Source organism: Tabrizicola sp., assembly GCF_016792905.1.
Taxonomy (GTDB): domain Bacteria; phylum Pseudomonadota; class Alphaproteobacteria; order Rhodobacterales; family Rhodobacteraceae; genus Tabrizicola.
This window is the reverse complement of record NZ_JAEULP010000011.1, coordinates 22,854-39,099: the sequence shown is the minus strand read 5'-3', so window position 1 is coordinate 39,099 and position 16,246 is coordinate 22,854. Positions and strand designations below refer to the sequence as shown.

Genomic DNA, 16,246 nt, shown 5'->3' with positions numbered 1-16,246 from the left:
TTGGTCTTGCGAGCCGCTTACGCGGCCAGCGCCACCGGAGCACGGTTGTCGTTGGCAACTGTGATCATGGACCGATAACGGTGGTACCTCACCGAGCGAAAGCTGGCCTCTTTGGTCGTTCGTCGATCCTATTTCGGCCCCTTGCCCCCGCAACGAACGGGATTTGGTGGAGCCGCCGGGTACCGCCCCCGGGTCCGAGCCGATTATTACAGGTGCGTTTATCGCCATAGTCGGGGTTGCCCCCGACAGGGATCAATATAGGGGGCGGGGGCGGGGGGTGCAAGGGCGGGTGTCCACGGTGGGCATTTTCGGAATACGGTTTGAAAGCAATGAGTTGGCTGCGGTCGTTAAGGATTTGGCAAGGTTTGCGTTCTATTGCTGCCGGCATGTCGCGATACCTCCGCCCCCGCGTTCCCGGAGCATCGGTCTTCTTCACCGTGGCTTTGGCTGACCGTGGGCGCAAATGGCAGGGTGCGTGATGTCAGGCTCCTTGCCATTTGCTGAATGACAGTTGCTACGCTTGCTGTCCGCGAGCGTCACGGCCCCAGCAATTCGTCCGCCTTGCGACGAATGTGGTCAAGCACGAGACGCGCGGTCCTTTGGTCTTCTTCACCAAGACCTTCAACCAAGCGAGCCGTCGCGCCGGAGACTGCGGCGCGTCCTTCGGTCGGTTCAGTGGTGCCAAGCGCAGTCAACTGCCCATCACTATCGACTAACCCGTCATCGCAAAGTTGAATGATTGTGTCGTCAACCACGTCCAGCTCAACTTTGAGGGCGTTTGCAACTGTGTTCCGCCATCTGCCACCTAGTGATGGTGTATCCTGGTTGCTTGCTGAATTGAGGATCACCCAGGCCGAATAGCTTTTGATACGGGTCGTTGCCAGTGTCTTGAGAAGTAATGCGCGCAAGGCATTCTCTGTCGGGCCAATCACAGTTGGCAAAGGGGGTGCCATTGACATCATTTCCTCCTAGGATGTTGGCGATACCAAGACAATATTGGTAATACCAAGATAAGGCAACTGGAAATGACTTGGCCTCTCACTTCGCACCCGACCTGGATCTTGAGTTCTGCTGTGACGAGATCGCACCAGATACTGCGACACCACCTAGAAAGTGCTGGGGTTGATGGATACGAGTACCGATGCCTTTCGGCTCTCGCCCATACCAATGAGCTAAGTCAAGCCGAACTCGGCAACGCAGCAGTGCTGGATCCCCGAGACGTTACCCATACTGTCCGGAGACTTGAGATCCGGGGGCTTGTGTCGAGGAAGAAAGACCCTAACCACGGTCGAAAGGTCCTGGTGTCGCTCACGGATGCCGGAGTGGCGACTACGGGTCAACTTGACCGCGTGATGGCTGATGTCCAGGACGAGGTTTTCGGGCGCCTCAGTCAGGACGAGAGAAATGCCCTGCTTGGGCTTCTTGAACGTGTAGCAACATAGTCCGAATCCTCAATGAAAACGCCCGAAGTTTCCCCCGGGCGTCTCAGTGGTCTTACGATTAGGCTTCAGAACCCCGATTTGATCAGCTCGAATTCCTCGATCATCTTTTCGCGCAATTCGTTTGTCGGCGGCGACTGCACGAAAAGCGGCGTCGTCACAGGGTCGACATAGGCGGCCTTCAGCGCCTCGGCCGGGATTTCGGCCATCGCGGCGTCGTTCGACAGCGAGTAGCCGATGGCGTCGAGCAGCGGCTGGGCCGAGGAATGCGCGAGAAGCGAATTCATGAAGTCATAGGCCTTGTCTTCCTTGCCGGGGCCGTCCTTGATGTTGACGAAGCCGCAGTACCAGGTGGCGGCACCTTCGGCGGGTGCCCGGTTGAAGCCGACGGGGAATTTCTCGGCCGTCAGGATCGCGACCGGGTCGTTCCAGGACCAGGCGACCTGCACCTCGCCCGAGGCCATGAGCTGCGACAGCTCGGACGGGTCGGACCAGTAGGCGCGGACGTTCGGGTGCACCTTGCGCAGCCAGTCGGCGGCGGCCTGGAACTGTTCGTCGGTCACGTTGTCCCACGACGTCACGCCGGTCGCCATGAAGGCGAGCGACCAGACGTCGTCGGTGTTGTCGGGCAGCGCGATGCGACCGGCGTACTTGTCCGAGGCGAAGACCTGGATCGTGGCCACGTCCTCGACCGGGACCGTCTCGGCGTTGTAGGCGATGGCGGTGTAGGCATAGTCGGTCGGCACGAACCAGACGCCCTGGTCATCGGTGAAGGGCTTGGTCAGCCGCTCGGGGATGTTGGCGAACTCCGGGATCTTCGAGACATCCCAGGGCTCGATCAGGCCGGCGTCGCGGTAGCGCGGAACGGCGGCGGCGCAGGGATGGACCACGTCGGCCTTGAAGCCCGAGGACACTTTCTGGAAGGCCTCGTCATCATCGGCGAAGAAGACGTAGCTGGGCTTGTCGCCGTTCTTGTCGACATAGGGTTGCAGCATCCCGTCGATTTCCCAGCCGGCCCAGTCGAGCACGGTAAGCTCGGGGTCGGCCGCGTGGGCGGCGACGGAGAATGCCAGGACCGAGGCGGCGCTGAACAGGGAAAGGCTGTGACGGGTCATGGTTGCTCCTCTGTGGGTCGGCGGCGCGCCCGGCGGCGGCCCCGGTTTTGTTGTCAAGCTGTTGGGGGCGCGGGCCCCCTCGGCCCCGTCCCAATGCAGCGAAGTTGGGAGGCGGCGGGCGAAAGGACAAGGGAAATTTGCGGCCTGTGCCGAAGAAAGTGCCACATGCCCGGGTGACGCGGGGGCAGCCTGCCGCTTCGGGCAGCGATTCGGCCGGGGATGGGCGGGATTGCTTGCGGAGGGGATTGCGGGGCGCGGCGCGGGACGCTAGGTCTTGCGGTGATGCCGGGAAAGCCCGGCACTGGCCGGTGGGGAGACATCCGTCGGTCTGGCTGGAAGACCTGCCGCGGACCGGGATATCCCCGCCTCGCGCAGGTATCCGGTCCGCGGCCCAAACGAGGAGCCGCAGGATGGCGCTTGATCTTGATTTCGTCCGTTCGCAGTTTCCGGCGTTCCGTTCGCCGGTGCTGTCGAGCCATGCCTTCTTCGAGAACGCGGGGGGCAGCTACCCCTGCGTGCAGGTGGTGGACCGGCTGACCCGGTTCTACCGCGACCGCAAGGTGCAGCCCTATGGGCCCTATCCAGGGGCGCAGGCGGGCGGCGCCGAGATGGACGAGGCGCGGACCCGGCTGGCGGCGATGATGGGTGTGGCGCGGGAGGAGGTGTCGTTCGGGCCTTCGACCAGCGCCAATACCTATGTGCTGGCGCAAGCGGTGCGGAAGCGGCTGGCGGGGACGGGCGGCGCCGTCGTGGTGACGAACCAGGACCACGAGGCGAACTCGGGCGTCTGGCGGCGGCTGGCCGAAGAGGGGATCGAGGTCAGGGAGTGGACGCTGGACCCGGCGACGGGATCCCTGGACCTGGAGACGCTGGACGCGCTGCTGGCGGACGGGAAGGTGAAGCTGGTCTGCTTCCCGCATTGTTCCAACGTCATCGCCGAGATCAACGACGTGGCGGCGATCTGTGCGCTGGCGCGCGCGGCGGGGGCGAGGACGGTGGTGGACGGGGTGAGCTACGCGCCGCACGGGTTCCCGGACGTGCCCGCCCTGGGTTGCGATGTCTACCTGTTCTCGGCCTACAAGACCTATGGCCCGCATCAGGGGATCATGGTGATCCGAGAAGGCTTTGGCTTCGAACTGCCGGGGCAGGCGCATTTCTTCAATCACGGGGTCCTGTACAAACGGCACACGCCCGCAGGGCCGGACCATGCGCAGGTCGCGGCCTGCGCCGGGATGGCGGACTACATCGACGCGCTGGCGGCGCGGCATGGCGTCGGCGGCGATGCGGCGGCGCGGAACCGGGGGGTGCATGACCTGATGCGGGCACAGGAAGTTGCGGTGATCCAGCCGCTGCTCGACTACCTTGCGGGCCGCAATGACGTGCGGCTGCTGGGGCCGCGGGACGCCGGGCGGCGGGCGCCGACGGTGGCGGTGGAGCTTACCCAAGCGGCCGAGCCGGTGTCGGAGGAGCTGGGCCGCAACGGGATCGCCTGCTGGGCCGGGGATTTCTACGCGGTGCGGCCGCTGGAGGCGCTGGGGATCGACCGGGAGAAGGGCGTGCTGCGGATGTCGGCGGTGCACTACACCTCGGCCGATGAGGTGGCGCGGCTGATCGCGGCGCTGGACCGGGTGTTGTGAGGTCAGCCTAAAGGAGCGCTGGCGCGCAAGCCTTTGCGTTTGTCCCTTGCGCGAAGGGTGCGCAAGGGACGGCGTTGGGGGTTTTCCACCCCCAAACCCCCGAGGATATTTGGGCCAATGTGAAAGGGTTTGGGTGATCCGGCTCTGTTGACGTCGCGTATTCTGCGGGTGAGAGGGTATGGCATGAGCGACAGTCCGTTGATCCTGTGGCTGCGCCGCGACCTGCGGCTTGCGGACCAGCCGATGCTGGCGGCGGCGGCGGCTTCGGCGCGGCCGTTGCTGCCGGTCTTCGTGCTGGACCCGGAGACCGAGGCTTTGGGCGCGGCGCAGAAATGGCGGCTGGGGCTGGCGGTTGAGGCGTTTGGCAAGGCGATGGAAGCGCTGGGAGTGCGGATGACCCTGCGGCGCGGGCCTGCGCTGGAGGTGTTGCGTGCCCTTGTGGCCGAGACGGGGGCGGGCGGGGTCTGGTGGTCGCGGCTCTGCGACCCGGCGAGCGTGGCGCGGGATACCGTGGTCAAGGCGGCGCTGAAGGCGGAGGGGCTGGAGGCGCGGAGTTTTGCGGGGCACCTTCTGCACGAGCCCTGGGCGGTGGAGACCGGGCAGGGCGGGTTCTACAGGGTGTTCACGCCCTATTGGAAGGCAACACGGGGGCTGCCGGTGGCGGCGCCGTCCGTCGCGCCGACGCGGCTGCGCGGGGTGGACCGCTGGCCCGCGAGCGAGCGGCTGGACGATTGGCGGCTTGGTGCCGCGATGAACCGGGGCGCGGCGGTGGTGGCCCGGTATCAGGCGGTGGGCGAAGCGGCGGCTCGGGACCGGCTGCAGGTGTTTATGGAGGGGCCGGTCGACCGTTATTCCGAGATGCGGGATTACCCGGCGGTCGCGGGAACCTCGCGCCTGTCGGAGAACCTGACCTGTGGCGAGATCGGCATCCGCGAGGTCTGGCATGCGGGGCTGCGGGCGCGGGACGAGGGGCGGGCGGGGGCGGAGAGCTTCCTGCGCGAACTGGCCTGGCGCGAGTTCAGCTATCACCTGATGCACCATACGCCCGGCATCGTGAGCGAAAACTGGCGGCGGGAGTGGGACGCCTTCCCCTGGCGGGGCGACAACGGGGAGGCGGAACGCTGGCGGCGGGGGATGACGGGCGAGCCCTTCGTCGATGCGGCGATGCGCGAGATGTTCGTGACGGGCACGATGCACAACCGGGCGCGGATGATCGCCGCGAGCTACCTGACGAAACACCTCATGACGCATTGGCGCGTCGGGCAGGACTGGTTCGCCGACTGCCTGACCGACTGGGATCCGGCGGCGAACGCGATGGGCTGGCAATGGGTGGCGGGCTCGGGCCCGGATTCTGCGCCCTTCTTCCGTATCTTCAACCCGGCGGGGCAGGCGGAGAAGTTCGACGCCGAAGGGCGCTATCGCCGACGCTTCCTGGCCGAACTGTCCACGGCGCCAGGGCCCGAGGCGATGGCATTCTTCGAGGCGGTGCCGCGCGCGTGGCGGCTGGCGCCGGGGCAGGCCTATCCCGCGCCGGTCGTCGACCTGGCCGAGGGCCGCGCGCGTGCCCTTGCGGCATATGGCGCAGGAAGGGCTTGAGCGACGAGCGGACTTTGGTGAAACTGGTGCCAGCGACAGAGACCCAGGAGGGTGGGCCGATGGACGTGCTGACGACGGTGAAAGGACAGGCCGGCCTGCCGCGCTGGTTCGCCACGGTCTTCGAAATCGCCGGGCGGCTGGGCGAAGGGCGGCTTGACTTCGTGATGCCCGACGGGCGCCGCTTTCGCGCCGAAGGCAAGGCGCCTGGCGTTGCCGCCGAGATCGAGGTGCGCCATGACGATCTCTTTGCGCGGCTGGTGCGCGAAGGCGACCTGGGCTTCTGCGACGCCTATCTGGATGGCTGGTGGACGACGCCCGACCTGCAGGCCTTTCTTGACCTGATCCAGCGCCCGGTGAACAACATCGTCGGCGACAGTTTCCCCGGCATGAGCCTGGTGCGGGCCTATGAGCGGCTGCGCTTCTGGATGCAGTCGAATACGAGGCGGCAGGCGAGGAAGAACATCGCCTATCACTATGATCTGGGGAACGACTTCTACCAGCTGTGGCTGGACGAGACGATGACCTATTCCTCGGCGCTGTTCGAGACCGGGCAGGAAAGCCTGGATGCGGCCCAGTCGCGTAAATATGCCAGCCTGATCGACCAGATGGGCGCGCGGCCGGGCGAGCATGTGCTGGAGATCGGCTGCGGCTGGGGCGGGTTCGCCGAATATGCGGCGAGCGAGCGCGGGCTTCGGGTCACGGGCCTGACGATCAGCCAGGCGCAGCACGATTTTGCCGTGGAGCGCATCGCGCGGGCCGGGCTTGCCGACCGGGTGGAGATCAAGCTGCAGGACTACCGCGACGAACGCGGCAGCTATGACGGCATTGCCTCGATCGAGATGTTCGAGGCGGTGGGCGAGCATTACTGGCCGGTCTATTTCGACACGCTGCGCGAGCGGCTGAAGCCAGGGCGGAACGCCACCTTGCAGATCATCACGGTGGCCGAGGCGCGCTGGCAGATGTACCGCCGCAGCGTGGATTTCATCCAGAAGCACATCTTTCCGGGCGGCAAGTTGCCGGCGCCTTCGGTGTTGCGGGCGGAGGTGGAGCGGGCGGGGCTGCGGGTCAAGGGGTCGATCGAGTTCGGCGAGAGCTACAGCCTGACGCTGCGGCGCTGGCACGAGGCCTTTGTGGAGCGCTGGGGCGAGGTAAAGAAGCTGGGATTCGATGATCGTTTCAAGCGGATGTGGGAATTCTACCTGACCTCTTGCGCGGGGGCGTTCCAGGGTGGAAACTGCGATGTGACGCAGATCACGGTGACGCGTCCCAGCTGAGGGTTCCCGAATGGCGACACCAATGCCGACCGGCGCCAAGCTTGTGGCCGCAGCCTGTTTTGCGGTCGTGGGCTGGGTGATGTCGAACTACTACGCGATGAACATGCCTGATGCTTCGGCTGCCGGTCCGATGCGGGAATGGGCGGCCCTGATCGGAGCGATCATCGGCTGGATGGTGATGGGGCCTTCGGTCGGCAGGGGCTATGTCGAGGCGGCGGGGTCGGGGATCAAGACGGCGGTGGTTCTGGCGGTCGCGGCGCTGTTCCTGCTGGCCTTGCGCGAGATGCTCGATAACTCGGTCAAGATGCGCTACGACGGGGCGCTGGATGCGATCCTGGATGTGTTCCAGGTCATGGCGCGGCGGTCCGAGGCGCTGTTGTCGCTGGGCGTGTTCGGGACGATCCTGTTCGGCGGGATCGTGGGCGGGCTCTTGTCGGAAAACGCCGGGCGGCGCTGGAAATAGCATGACCCCGCCGCTGGAGGACTGGCCGCCCGAATTGCGGGCGGTGGTGACGGCTGGCCGCGAGGGGACCGAGGCGGCAGGGCGGCTTCGGTTCTTCGGTACGGTCATGGCGGGTGCCAGTCTGCCGGACGACGGGGCCGAGGCTCTGGCGCTGGCCGGGCTGGTGATGCGGGCTTGCGGGAGACAGACGCCCGGGCAGGTGGCGTCGCGGCTTGCATCGCTGCGGGTCGAGGCGGCGAGCCGGGTCCGGGCCGCCCGGGCGCCGGGGCGCGGACTGCGGGCGGGATCGGGCGCGGTGGAAGCCGGGGTGCCGGAGCCGTCGCATGCCGGGTTCTTCGGCGTCGATGTTCACCAGCTGCGGCACGGTCGCTTCGACGGCGGGATGAGCCCCTCGCTGCGGCGGGAAGTCTTCGTCGTCGGCGATGCTGTGACGGTGCTGCCCTATGATCCCTTGCGCGACCGGGTGCTTGTGATCGAGCAGTTCCGCATGGGCCCGTTCGGGCGTGGCGATCCGCTGCCCTGGCAGCTTGAGGCGATCGCGGGTCGGATCGACCCGGGCGAGACGCCGGAAGAAGCCGCGCGGCGCGAGGCGGTGGAGGAAGCCGGGCTGAGCCTGGGCATGCTGGAGAAGGTGGCCGAATATTACCCGACGCCGGGGGCGGTGACGGAGTATCTCTTTTCCTACGTCGCGCTTTGTGACCTGCCGGACGGGATGGCGGGGGTGTTCGGCGCGGCGGAGGAGGCGGAGGACATCAAGGGCCACCTTCTGTCTTTCGACCGGCTGGTCGAGGTCATGGCCTCGGGTGAGATCGGAAATGCGCCGCTGTTGCTGACTGCGCTGTGGTTGCAGCGGGAACGGGGACGGTTGCGGGCTGCGCGGTAAGGTGGGTTGGCACCCACCCTACAAAGCGCCTGTAGGCTGGGTGCCAACCCACCACTTCTAGAGGTTCAGCCCCACCCAGGCGCCGTTCCGGGCCGAGGAGCGGGCGCAGGCGTCGACGAAGGCCACGCCTTCGAGGCCCTCTTTCAGGCCGGGAAAGGTGGTGGCGGGCGGGACCGGGGTGCCGGTCTTGGCGGCGCGGATGGCGCGGGCGGCTTCGCTGTAGATGTTGGCGAAGCCTTCCAGGTAGCCTTCGGGGTGGCCGGGGGGGACACGGGTGACACGGGCCGCCTCGGGGCCCGATCCGGCGCCGCCGCGGGTGATCTTGCGTTTCTCTTGCCCGAAGGGGGTGAACCAGAGGTAGTTCGGATCCTCCTGCGCCCATTCGAGACCGCCCTTCGAGCCATAGACGCGCAGGCGCAACCCGTTCTCGTTGCCGGGCGCGACCTGGCTGCACCAGAGCATGCCCTTGGCACCCCCCTTGTAGCGCATCAGGACATGGCCGTTGTCATCGACGCGGCGACCGGGGACGAAGGCCGTCAGGTCGGCGGCAAGGGTGTCAAGCGTTAGGCCCGAGACGAAATTCGCAAGGTTGAAGGCATGGGTGCCGATGTCGCCGGTCGAGCCGCCGACGCCGGAGCGGGCGGGGTCGGTGCGCCAGTCGGCCTGCTTGTTGTCGACCGCCTCGGTCAGCCAGTCCTGGATGTATTCCACGTTGACGAGGCGGATCTCGCCAAGGTCGCCGTTCGCGATCATCGCCTTGGCCTGCCGGATCATCGGATAGCCGGTGTAGTTGTGGGTCAGCGCGAAGACGACGCCGGAGGCCTCGGCGGCTTTGGCAAGCTTCTTCGCCTCGGGCAGGGTGGCGGTCAGCGGCTTGTCGCAGATGACATGGATGCCGCGTTTCAGGAATTGCATCGCGACGGGGGCGTGCATGTGGTTCGGCGTGACGATGGCGACGGCGTCGATCCCGTCCTTGCGGCGGGCTTCCTTGGCGGCCATTTCCGCAAAGCTGGTGTAGGCGCGGGGCACGCCAAGGTCTTGCGCGGAGGCGAGGGCCTTTTCCGGGTTCGAGGAGAAGGCGCCTGCAACCAGTTCATATTGATCGTCGATCCGCGCCGCGATGCGGTGGACGGCGCCGATGAAGGCGTCGCGTCCCCCGCCGACCATGCCAAGGCGGAGACGTTCGGGGCGGGCGGTATGGGCGGCGTCGATCATGGCTTACTCCAGTCCAAGCATGCGTCTGTTAGCGGTAACATCTGTACCCGCATCCGCGAAATCGTCAAAGGCCTTCTCGGTCACGCGGATGATATGCGCGTCGACAAAGGCCGCGCCTTCGCGGGCACCGTCCTCGGGGTGTTTCAGGCAGCATTCCCATTCCACGACCGCCCAGCCGTCAAAGCCATATTGCGTGAGCTTCGAGAAGATGCCGCCGAAATCGACCTGCCCGTCGCCGGGGGAGCGGAAGCGTCCCGCGCGGTTCACCCATGACTGGAAGCCGCCGTAGACGCCCTGGCGACCGGTGGGGTTCAGCTCGGCGTCCTTGACGTGGAACATGCGGATGCGGTCGTGGTAGATGTCGATGTGTTCCAGGTAATCAAGATGTTGCAGGACATAGTGCGAGGGATCGTAAAGCATGTTCGCGCGGGCATGGCCCTTCACGCGGTCGAGGAACATCTCGTAGCTGATGCCGTCATGCAGGTCCTCGCCGGGGTGGATTTCGAAAGCGAGGTCGACGCCGCAATCCTCGGCGTGGTTCAGGATCGGCAGCCAGCGGCGGGCAAGTTCGTCGAAGGCCTCCTCGACGAGACCCGCAGGGCGCTGCGGCCAAGGGTAGAGGTAGGGCCAGGCGAGCGCACCGGAGAAAGTGGCCTGGGCGCTGAGGCCGAGGTTCTTCGAGGCGGTCAGCGCTTTCTTCACCTGATCCACCGCCCAGTCGGCACGGGCCCTGGGGTTTCCTCGCACGGCCGGGGCGGCGAAGCCGTCGAAGGCGGTGTCATAGGCAGGATGGACGGCGACGAGCTGGCCTTGCAGGTGGGTGGACAGCTCTGTCACCCCGATCCCGGCGTCCTTCGCAACTCCCTTGAACTCGTCGCACCAGGCCTTTGATGCCGCTGCCTTTTCCAGATCGAACAACCGGCCGTCCCAGCTGGGAACCTGCACACCGACATAGCCGCAATCGGCGGCCCAGCGGGTGATGGACTTCCACGAGTTGAACGGCGCGGCATCGCCCGCGAATTGCGCCAGGAACAGAGCCGGTCCCTTGATCGTCTTCATCTTCGTTCTCCTGTTTGCCCGTTCGGACCCATGTCCACCTTGTCCGGCACCTCCAGCCCCTGCTGGTCGGCCCAGTCGCGTTTCTCGATGGCGGCGACGAGGGCGCGGGCGAGGAATTCCCCTGCGCGGCCAACGTCTTCGCGGATGATGATGATGTCCTGCCGGAAGCGGCGCAGCATCGGCACTGCCTCTTTCGCGACGACATCGAAGTCGCGGCCGAGCAAACGGCCGCTGCGTTCGGCGGCGGCGATGGCGGCCATGGCGGCGGTTGTGGACCCGAGCAGGAGGCCGTCGGGCGCATTCGGTTCAGCGAAGCGCGCGAAGACGGCGGCTTCCACCGGATCGCCGCCACTGTCCGAGGTCACGGTGGCGGCGATTTCGAACGGTGCGCCAAGAAGTGCGGCCTCGTCCGAAAAGCCGTAGATCATGTGCCGCGAATACATGTGGGAGCGGGGCGGGGGCACGAGCAGGAGGCGGTGCCGTCTGCGCCCAACCAAGGTCCGCACGGCAAGGCGGGCGAAGGCCTCGTTGTCGAAGTCGAAATAGGGGTGGTCAAGGCCCATGCTGGTGCGGCCATGCGCGGCAAAGGGGAAGTGCCGTTCGGTCATGTAGCGGATGCGGGGATCGTCTTCCTTGGTCTGGTTCAGGATCACCCCGTCGGCACTTTCGGTCTCGACCAGGTAGCGGATCGGTTCCATCGGGTCCTGGTCGGGAAAGAAGGGCATCACGACGAGATGGTAGGCGGTGCCGCGCAGGGCAGAGGCGATGGAATAGATCAGGCGCGAGGTATGGTTCATCACGTCGGTTTCGGTCGACAGGACCAGCGCGATGACATTGGTCTTGCCGGTGCGCAGGCGGACGCCCGCGCGGTTCGGGCGGTAGCCGAGCCGGGCGGCGGTCTCGCGGACGCGGCGCTTGGTGTCCTCGCCGATGTCGGGGGCATCCTTGAGCGCGCGGGAAACGGTGGCGACGGCGAGGCCGGTCGCGGCGGCGATGGTCTTGAGCGTCGGACGCTCGGGGCCCGAATCGGGGAACGGGAGTGGAGGCGGATCAGAGGGGAGCGGCATCACACGCCTCTCTTTCGCCAGGATACCGCCCGCCGATCGCGGAAAGCGATTCCGCTGATTCGGATGATAGCGCTACCTTCGCAGATGCAGAAACCCGCGGCCGTCGCGAGAAGGCAAGTGCCAGTCCGGCAAGCGTTTCAGCGGGATTTCGGCACTGCGGCATCGGTCTCTTCCGGCGCGGGACACCACGCGGAATCGCGTGGATTTACCCCCCGATCAAAACTTGGGGCGAGGGGGCAAACAAGCGAAAAGATGTGTTGATCGACAAAACTATAACGTTATAGGCTGTTTCTATAACGATTTAGAAACCGGGAGGAACGGATGAAACTGAAGAAACTGACGGCGCTTTTGTGTGCAACCGTGGCGATGCCCGCCATGGCGACCGAGCTTGAAGTCACGCATTGGTGGACGAGCGGCGGCGAGGCTGCGGCGGTGGCCGAGCTGGCCAAGGCGTTCGACGCTTCGGGCGACAAATGGGTCGACGGCGCGATCGCGGGCGGCGGCGGCACGGCGCGTCCGATCATGATCAGCCGCATCACCGGCGGCGACCCGATGGGCGCGACCCAGTTCAACCACGGCCAGCAGGCGCTGGAACTGGTCGAAGCCGGGCTGATGCTGGACCTGACCGATGTGGCGGAAGCGAACCACTGGAAGGACGTGGTCTATCCGCCGTCGCTGCTGGACGCCTGCACCGTCGACGGCAAGATCTACTGCGCGCCGGTGAACATCCACTCGCCGGAATGGCTGTGGCTGAACAACAAGGTCTACGAGGACCTGGGACTGCCGGTTCCGGCCAACTGGAACGAATTCGTGGCGACCGCCCCGCAGGTCGAAGCAGCGGGCAAGATTCCGCTGGCGCTGGGCAACCAGCCCTGGCAGTCGAACCTGGCCTTCGGCGCGATGCAGATCGCGGTGGCCGGGCTTGATGCCTGGAAGGCCGTGAACATCGACAAGAACATGGACGTGGCGGCCGGGCCGGAATACGCCAAGGTCTTCCAGGCTGCGGCGGATGCCCGCAAGCTGGCGGCGAAGTCGACGGTGCAGGACTGGAACCAGGCGACGAACCTGGTGATCACCGGCGAAGCGGCCGGCCAGATCATGGGCGACTGGGCGCAGGGTGAATTCCAGGTTGCGGGCAAGGTTGCGGGCAAGGACTATACCTGCCTGCCGGGTCTGGGCCTGAACGAATACATCTCGACCGGAGGCGACGCCTTCTACTTCCCGAAACTGGACGATCCGGACAAGGAAGCGGCGCAGAAGCGTCTGGCGGCCCTGCTGGTCAGCCCGGAAGTGCAGGTCGCGTTCAACCTGAAGAAAGGCTCCTTGCCGATCCGCGGCGACGTCGACCTGTCGGCCGCCAACGACTGCATGAAGAAGGGCCTGAAGATCCTGGCCGGTGGCAACATCGTCCCGTCGGGCGACATGAACTGGAACCCGGACGTGCAGAAGCAGGCCGAGGACCTGATGGTCGAATTCTGGAAGTCGGACATGCCCGCCGACGAAGCCCAGGCCAAATGGGTGGAAATCCTGAAGTCGGGTCTTTGAGACGGTCTTGATGACCGGGGGCTGCCTGGGAACGGGCGGCCCCTTTTCTACCTGAACGGCAACCGGGGGGCAGGGCCGATGGCAGAAACGCAGGCGCGGGCGCGATGGACCCGCAACATCAGTGCAAAGATCGCGGCAATTCCGATGATCGCCACGGCGCTGGTGGTCTTCCTGGGCGGCACGATCTGGACCGTCGTCTATTCCTTCACCAACTCGAAACTGCTGCCGAAGCTGAAGTTCGTCGGCTTCGACCAGTATGAGCGGCTATGGGCCGCCAGCCGCTGGACGATCTCGATCGAGAACCTGTTGTTCTATGGCGTGATGTCGCTGGTCTTCACCGTGGTGATGGGCTTCGTTCTTGCGGTTCTGATGGACCAGAAAATCCGCTACGAGGACACGTTCCGGACCATCATGCTGTACCCCTTCGCGCTGTCCTTCATCGTGACGGGTCTGGTCTGGCAGTGGATCCTGAACCCGCAGTTCGGCATCGAGGGCATCGTGCGGAGCCTCGGCTGGACCAGCTTCACCTTCGACCCGCTGAACAACCCCGATACCGTGCTGTACGGTCTTCTGATCGCGGGGCTGTGGCAGGGCACCGGTTTCGTGATGTGCCTGATGCTGGCGGGCCTGCGCGGCATTGACGAGGATATCTGGAAGGCTACCCGTGTTGACGGCATTCCAACCTGGAAGACCTATGTCGTGGTGATCATCCCGATGATGCGTGCGGTGTTCATCACCACACTGGTGATCGTCGCATCCGGCATCATCCGGCTTTACGACCTGGTGGTCGCGATGACCTCGGGAGGCCCTGGGGGCAACGCCAGTCAGGTGCCGGCGATGTATGTCTACGACTACATGTTTCAGGCGCAGAACCTGGGGCAGGGGTTCGCGGCCTCCACCATGATGCTTCTCAGCGTGCTGATCGTGCTGATCCCCTGGGCCTATCTGGAATTCGGAGGCAAGAAGCATGGCTGACACCTCCATGACCATGTCCGGCCCCCGTGGCGCCAAGCCCAGGAAGGTACTGAGCGGCCGCAACATCATGCTTTACGGCATCCTGATCGTGGTCTGCGTCTACTACCTTCTGCCCCTCTGGGTGATGGTGATGACCAGCCTGAAGGGCATGCCCGAAGTCCGCCTTGGCAACATCTTCGCGCCTCCGGTGGAAGTCACCTTCCAGCCCTGGGTCAAGGCCTGGAAGGAGGCCTGTACCGGCCTGAACTGCGACGGGCTTTCGCGGGGGTTCTGGAACTCGGTCCTGATCACGGTGCCTTCGGTGGTCATCTCGATCATCATCGCCTCGGTGAATGGCTATGCGCTGATCAACTGGCGGTTCAAGGGGTCGGACATCTTCTTCACCATCCTGATCTTCGGGTCGTTCATCCCCTATCAGATCATGCTGTATCCGATCGTGATCCTGCTGCGCGAAATGGGGATCTACGGCACGCTCTGGGGGCTGATCATCGTGCACACGATCTTCGGGATGCCGATCCTGACGCTTCTCTTCCGCAACTATTTCAGCTCGATCCCGGAGGAACTCTTCAAGGCCGCCCGCGTCGACGGGGCCGGGTTCTGGGGCATCTACCTTCGGATCATGCTGCCGATGTCGCTGCCGATCTTCGTGGTGGCGCTGATCCTGCAGGTCACCGGCATCTGGAACGACTTCCTGTTCGGGGTCGTCTTCACCAAGCCCGACCTCTACCCGATGACGGTTCAACTGAACAACATCGTCAACTCGGTCCAGGGGGTGAAGGAATACAACGTCAACATGGCCGCGACCGTGCTGACCGGCCTTGTGCCGCTGATCGTCTACTTCGTCTCGGGCAAACTCTTCGTGCGCGGTATCGCCGCCGGTGCCGTGAAAGGCTGACACATGGGAAATTCGATTGAAGTCAAGGACCTGACGCTGAATTTCGGGTCTATCTCGGTCCTGAAGAACATGAACCTGGACGTGGCGGAAGGTGAGTTCGTCGTGCTGCTGGGCCCGTCGGGCTGCGGGAAGTCGACGCTGCTGAATTGCCTCGCGGGGCTTCTGGACATCACTGACGGGCAGATCTGGATCAAGGGCAAGAACGTCACCTGGGCCGAGCCGTCGGAGCGCGGCATCGGCATGGTGTTCCAGTCCTATGCGCTGTACCCGCAGATGACGGTGCGGGGGAACCTGTCCTTTGGCCTGAAGAACGCCAAGGTTCCGCAGGCCGAGATCGACAAGCGCATCGCCCGGGCGGCGGAGATCTTGCAGATCCAGCCGCTGCTGGACCGGAAACCGGCGGCGCTGTCCGGCGGTCAGCGGCAGCGGGTGGCCATCGGGCGGGCGCTGGTCAGGGACGTGGACGTGTTCCTGTTCGATGAACCTCTCTCGAACCTCGACGCAAAGCTTCGCAGCGAGCTGCGGGTCGAGATCAAGCGCCTGCACAACCAGCTGGGCAACACGATGGTCTATGTGACGCATGACCAGATCGAGGCGCTGACGCTCGCCGACCGGATCGCTGTGATGAAGGGCGGCGTGATCCAGCAGCTTGCAGCGCCCTTGGAAATCTACAACCGCCCGTCGAACCTGTTCGTGGCGGGGTTCATCGGCAGCCCGTCGATGAACTTCCTGAAGGGGCGGACGGTGGACGGGGGCCGCGCCTTCCTGTTCGGGGCGACGAAGATCGACCTGGCGGGCTATGACGGGGGCGCGGTGCTGGAGCGGGACCAGGCGATCCTGGGGGTCAGGCCGGAGCATATCACGGTGTCGACCAAGCCGCCGACCGGACCGTCGATCCCGGCAGAGGTGGAGATCGACGAGCATCTGGGGGCCGACAGCCTTTTGTGGCTGAAGGCCGAAGGGGCGAACATGAGCGTGCGGGTGCCTGTCGAGGGCCGGTTGCCCGCAGGCACGAAAGTGCATCTGGGCCTCGATATTTCCAAGGCCTCGCTCTTTGACGCGAAGACGGAACAGAGGATCTGA

General features: G+C 65.2%; 15 protein-coding genes and 1 other RNA gene. 10 read left to right on the top strand and 6 right to left on the bottom strand.

Translation table 11 applies throughout. The annotated features are described in order from the left end of the window. Both ssrA and JNL31_RS01630 read right to left on the bottom strand, forming a co-directional pair. Positions 1-287, bottom strand: a transfer-messenger RNA (tmRNA) gene (gene ssrA / locus JNL31_RS01635); the annotation flags it as partial. A 249-nt stretch (positions 288-536) separates the two neighbouring features. Continuing rightward, positions 537-959: a hypothetical protein gene (locus JNL31_RS01630; protein WP_294969010.1), complete on the bottom strand. Its 423-nt coding sequence runs from the start codon at positions 957-959 to the stop codon at positions 537-539. Positions 960-1,025: 66 nt separating this feature from the next. Here JNL31_RS01630 and JNL31_RS19110 point away from each other — a divergent pair, with 66 nt between their 5' ends. Then, complete coding sequence (locus JNL31_RS19110) at positions 1,026-1,442, top strand: MarR family transcriptional regulator (RefSeq protein ID WP_366928907.1); 417 nt, start codon at positions 1,026-1,028, stop codon at positions 1,440-1,442. Between the two features lie 65 nt (positions 1,443-1,507). On the opposite strand, the gene JNL31_RS01625 is transcribed toward JNL31_RS19110, so the two are convergent. Continuing rightward, positions 1,508-2,554, bottom strand: coding sequence for an extracellular solute-binding protein (locus JNL31_RS01625; protein WP_294969008.1), 1,047 nt, complete (start codon positions 2,552-2,554; stop codon positions 1,508-1,510). Between the two features lie 410 nt (positions 2,555-2,964). Between JNL31_RS01625 and JNL31_RS01620 the strand changes: the two genes are divergently transcribed. The 5 genes from JNL31_RS01620 (at position 2,965) to JNL31_RS01600 (ending at position 8,407) form a co-directional block, all read left to right on the top strand. Then, the gene (locus tag JNL31_RS01620; RefSeq protein WP_294969006.1) at positions 2,965-4,191 is read left to right on the top strand and encodes an aminotransferase class V-fold PLP-dependent enzyme; all 1,227 of its coding nucleotides are present in this window, start codon (positions 2,965-2,967) and stop codon (positions 4,189-4,191) included. A gap of 183 nt (positions 4,192-4,374) precedes the next feature. Further along, positions 4,375-5,787, top strand: coding sequence for a deoxyribodipyrimidine photo-lyase (locus JNL31_RS01615; protein WP_294969004.1), 1,413 nt, complete (start codon positions 4,375-4,377; stop codon positions 5,785-5,787). A 59-nt stretch (positions 5,788-5,846) separates the two neighbouring features. Then, the gene (locus JNL31_RS01610) at positions 5,847-7,061 is read left to right on the top strand and encodes a cyclopropane-fatty-acyl-phospholipid synthase family protein (RefSeq protein WP_294969012.1); all 1,215 of its coding nucleotides are present in this window, start codon (positions 5,847-5,849) and stop codon (positions 7,059-7,061) included. A 10-nt stretch (positions 7,062-7,071) separates the two neighbouring features. After that, positions 7,072-7,524, top strand: coding sequence for a TrgA family protein (locus tag JNL31_RS01605; RefSeq protein ID WP_294969001.1), 453 nt, complete (start codon positions 7,072-7,074; stop codon positions 7,522-7,524). 1 nt (position 7,525) lies between these two features. Then, on the top strand, positions 7,526-8,407 hold the full coding sequence (locus JNL31_RS01600) for an NUDIX domain-containing protein (protein ID WP_294968998.1): 882 nt from the start codon (positions 7,526-7,528) through the stop codon (positions 8,405-8,407). Between the two features lie 57 nt (positions 8,408-8,464). On the opposite strand, the gene JNL31_RS01595 is transcribed toward JNL31_RS01600, so the two are convergent. From JNL31_RS01595 to JNL31_RS01585, 3 genes are read right to left on the bottom strand one after another with little or no spacing between them, the layout of a single operon-like run. After that, positions 8,465-9,622: a Gfo/Idh/MocA family oxidoreductase gene (locus JNL31_RS01595; protein ID WP_294968995.1), complete on the bottom strand. Its 1,158-nt coding sequence runs from the start codon at positions 9,620-9,622 to the stop codon at positions 8,465-8,467. Positions 9,623-9,625: 3 nt separating this feature from the next. Next, positions 9,626-10,681, bottom strand: a complete 1,056-nt coding sequence (locus JNL31_RS01590) for a sugar phosphate isomerase/epimerase (RefSeq protein WP_294968992.1) — start codon at positions 10,679-10,681, stop codon at positions 9,626-9,628. Further along, complete coding sequence (locus JNL31_RS01585) at positions 10,678-11,748, bottom strand: LacI family transcriptional regulator (RefSeq protein WP_294968989.1); 1,071 nt, start codon at positions 11,746-11,748, stop codon at positions 10,678-10,680. The genes JNL31_RS01590 and JNL31_RS01585 overlap by 4 nt, the downstream gene beginning before the upstream one ends. Before the next feature lie 321 nt (positions 11,749-12,069). On the opposite strand from JNL31_RS01585, the gene JNL31_RS01580 reads away from it, so the two are divergent. From JNL31_RS01580 to ugpC, 4 genes are all read left to right on the top strand, one after another. Further along, positions 12,070-13,293 carry an ABC transporter substrate-binding protein gene (locus tag JNL31_RS01580; RefSeq protein ID WP_294968986.1) on the top strand — a complete coding sequence of 408 codons (1,224 nt, stop codon included), beginning with the start codon at positions 12,070-12,072 and terminating at the stop codon, positions 13,291-13,293. 78 nt (positions 13,294-13,371) lie between these two features. Next, positions 13,372-14,268, top strand: coding sequence for a carbohydrate ABC transporter permease (locus JNL31_RS01575; protein WP_294968983.1), 897 nt, complete (start codon positions 13,372-13,374; stop codon positions 14,266-14,268). Continuing rightward, positions 14,261-15,163 carry a carbohydrate ABC transporter permease gene (locus JNL31_RS01570; protein WP_294968980.1) on the top strand — a complete coding sequence of 301 codons (903 nt, stop codon included), beginning with the start codon at positions 14,261-14,263 and terminating at the stop codon, positions 15,161-15,163. The genes JNL31_RS01575 and JNL31_RS01570 overlap by 8 nt, the downstream gene beginning before the upstream one ends. Before the next feature lie 3 nt (positions 15,164-15,166). Then, positions 15,167-16,246 (top strand): sn-glycerol-3-phosphate ABC transporter ATP-binding protein UgpC, encoded by a 1,080-nt coding sequence (gene ugpC / locus JNL31_RS01565; RefSeq protein ID WP_294968978.1) that lies wholly within the window; start codon positions 15,167-15,169, stop codon positions 16,244-16,246.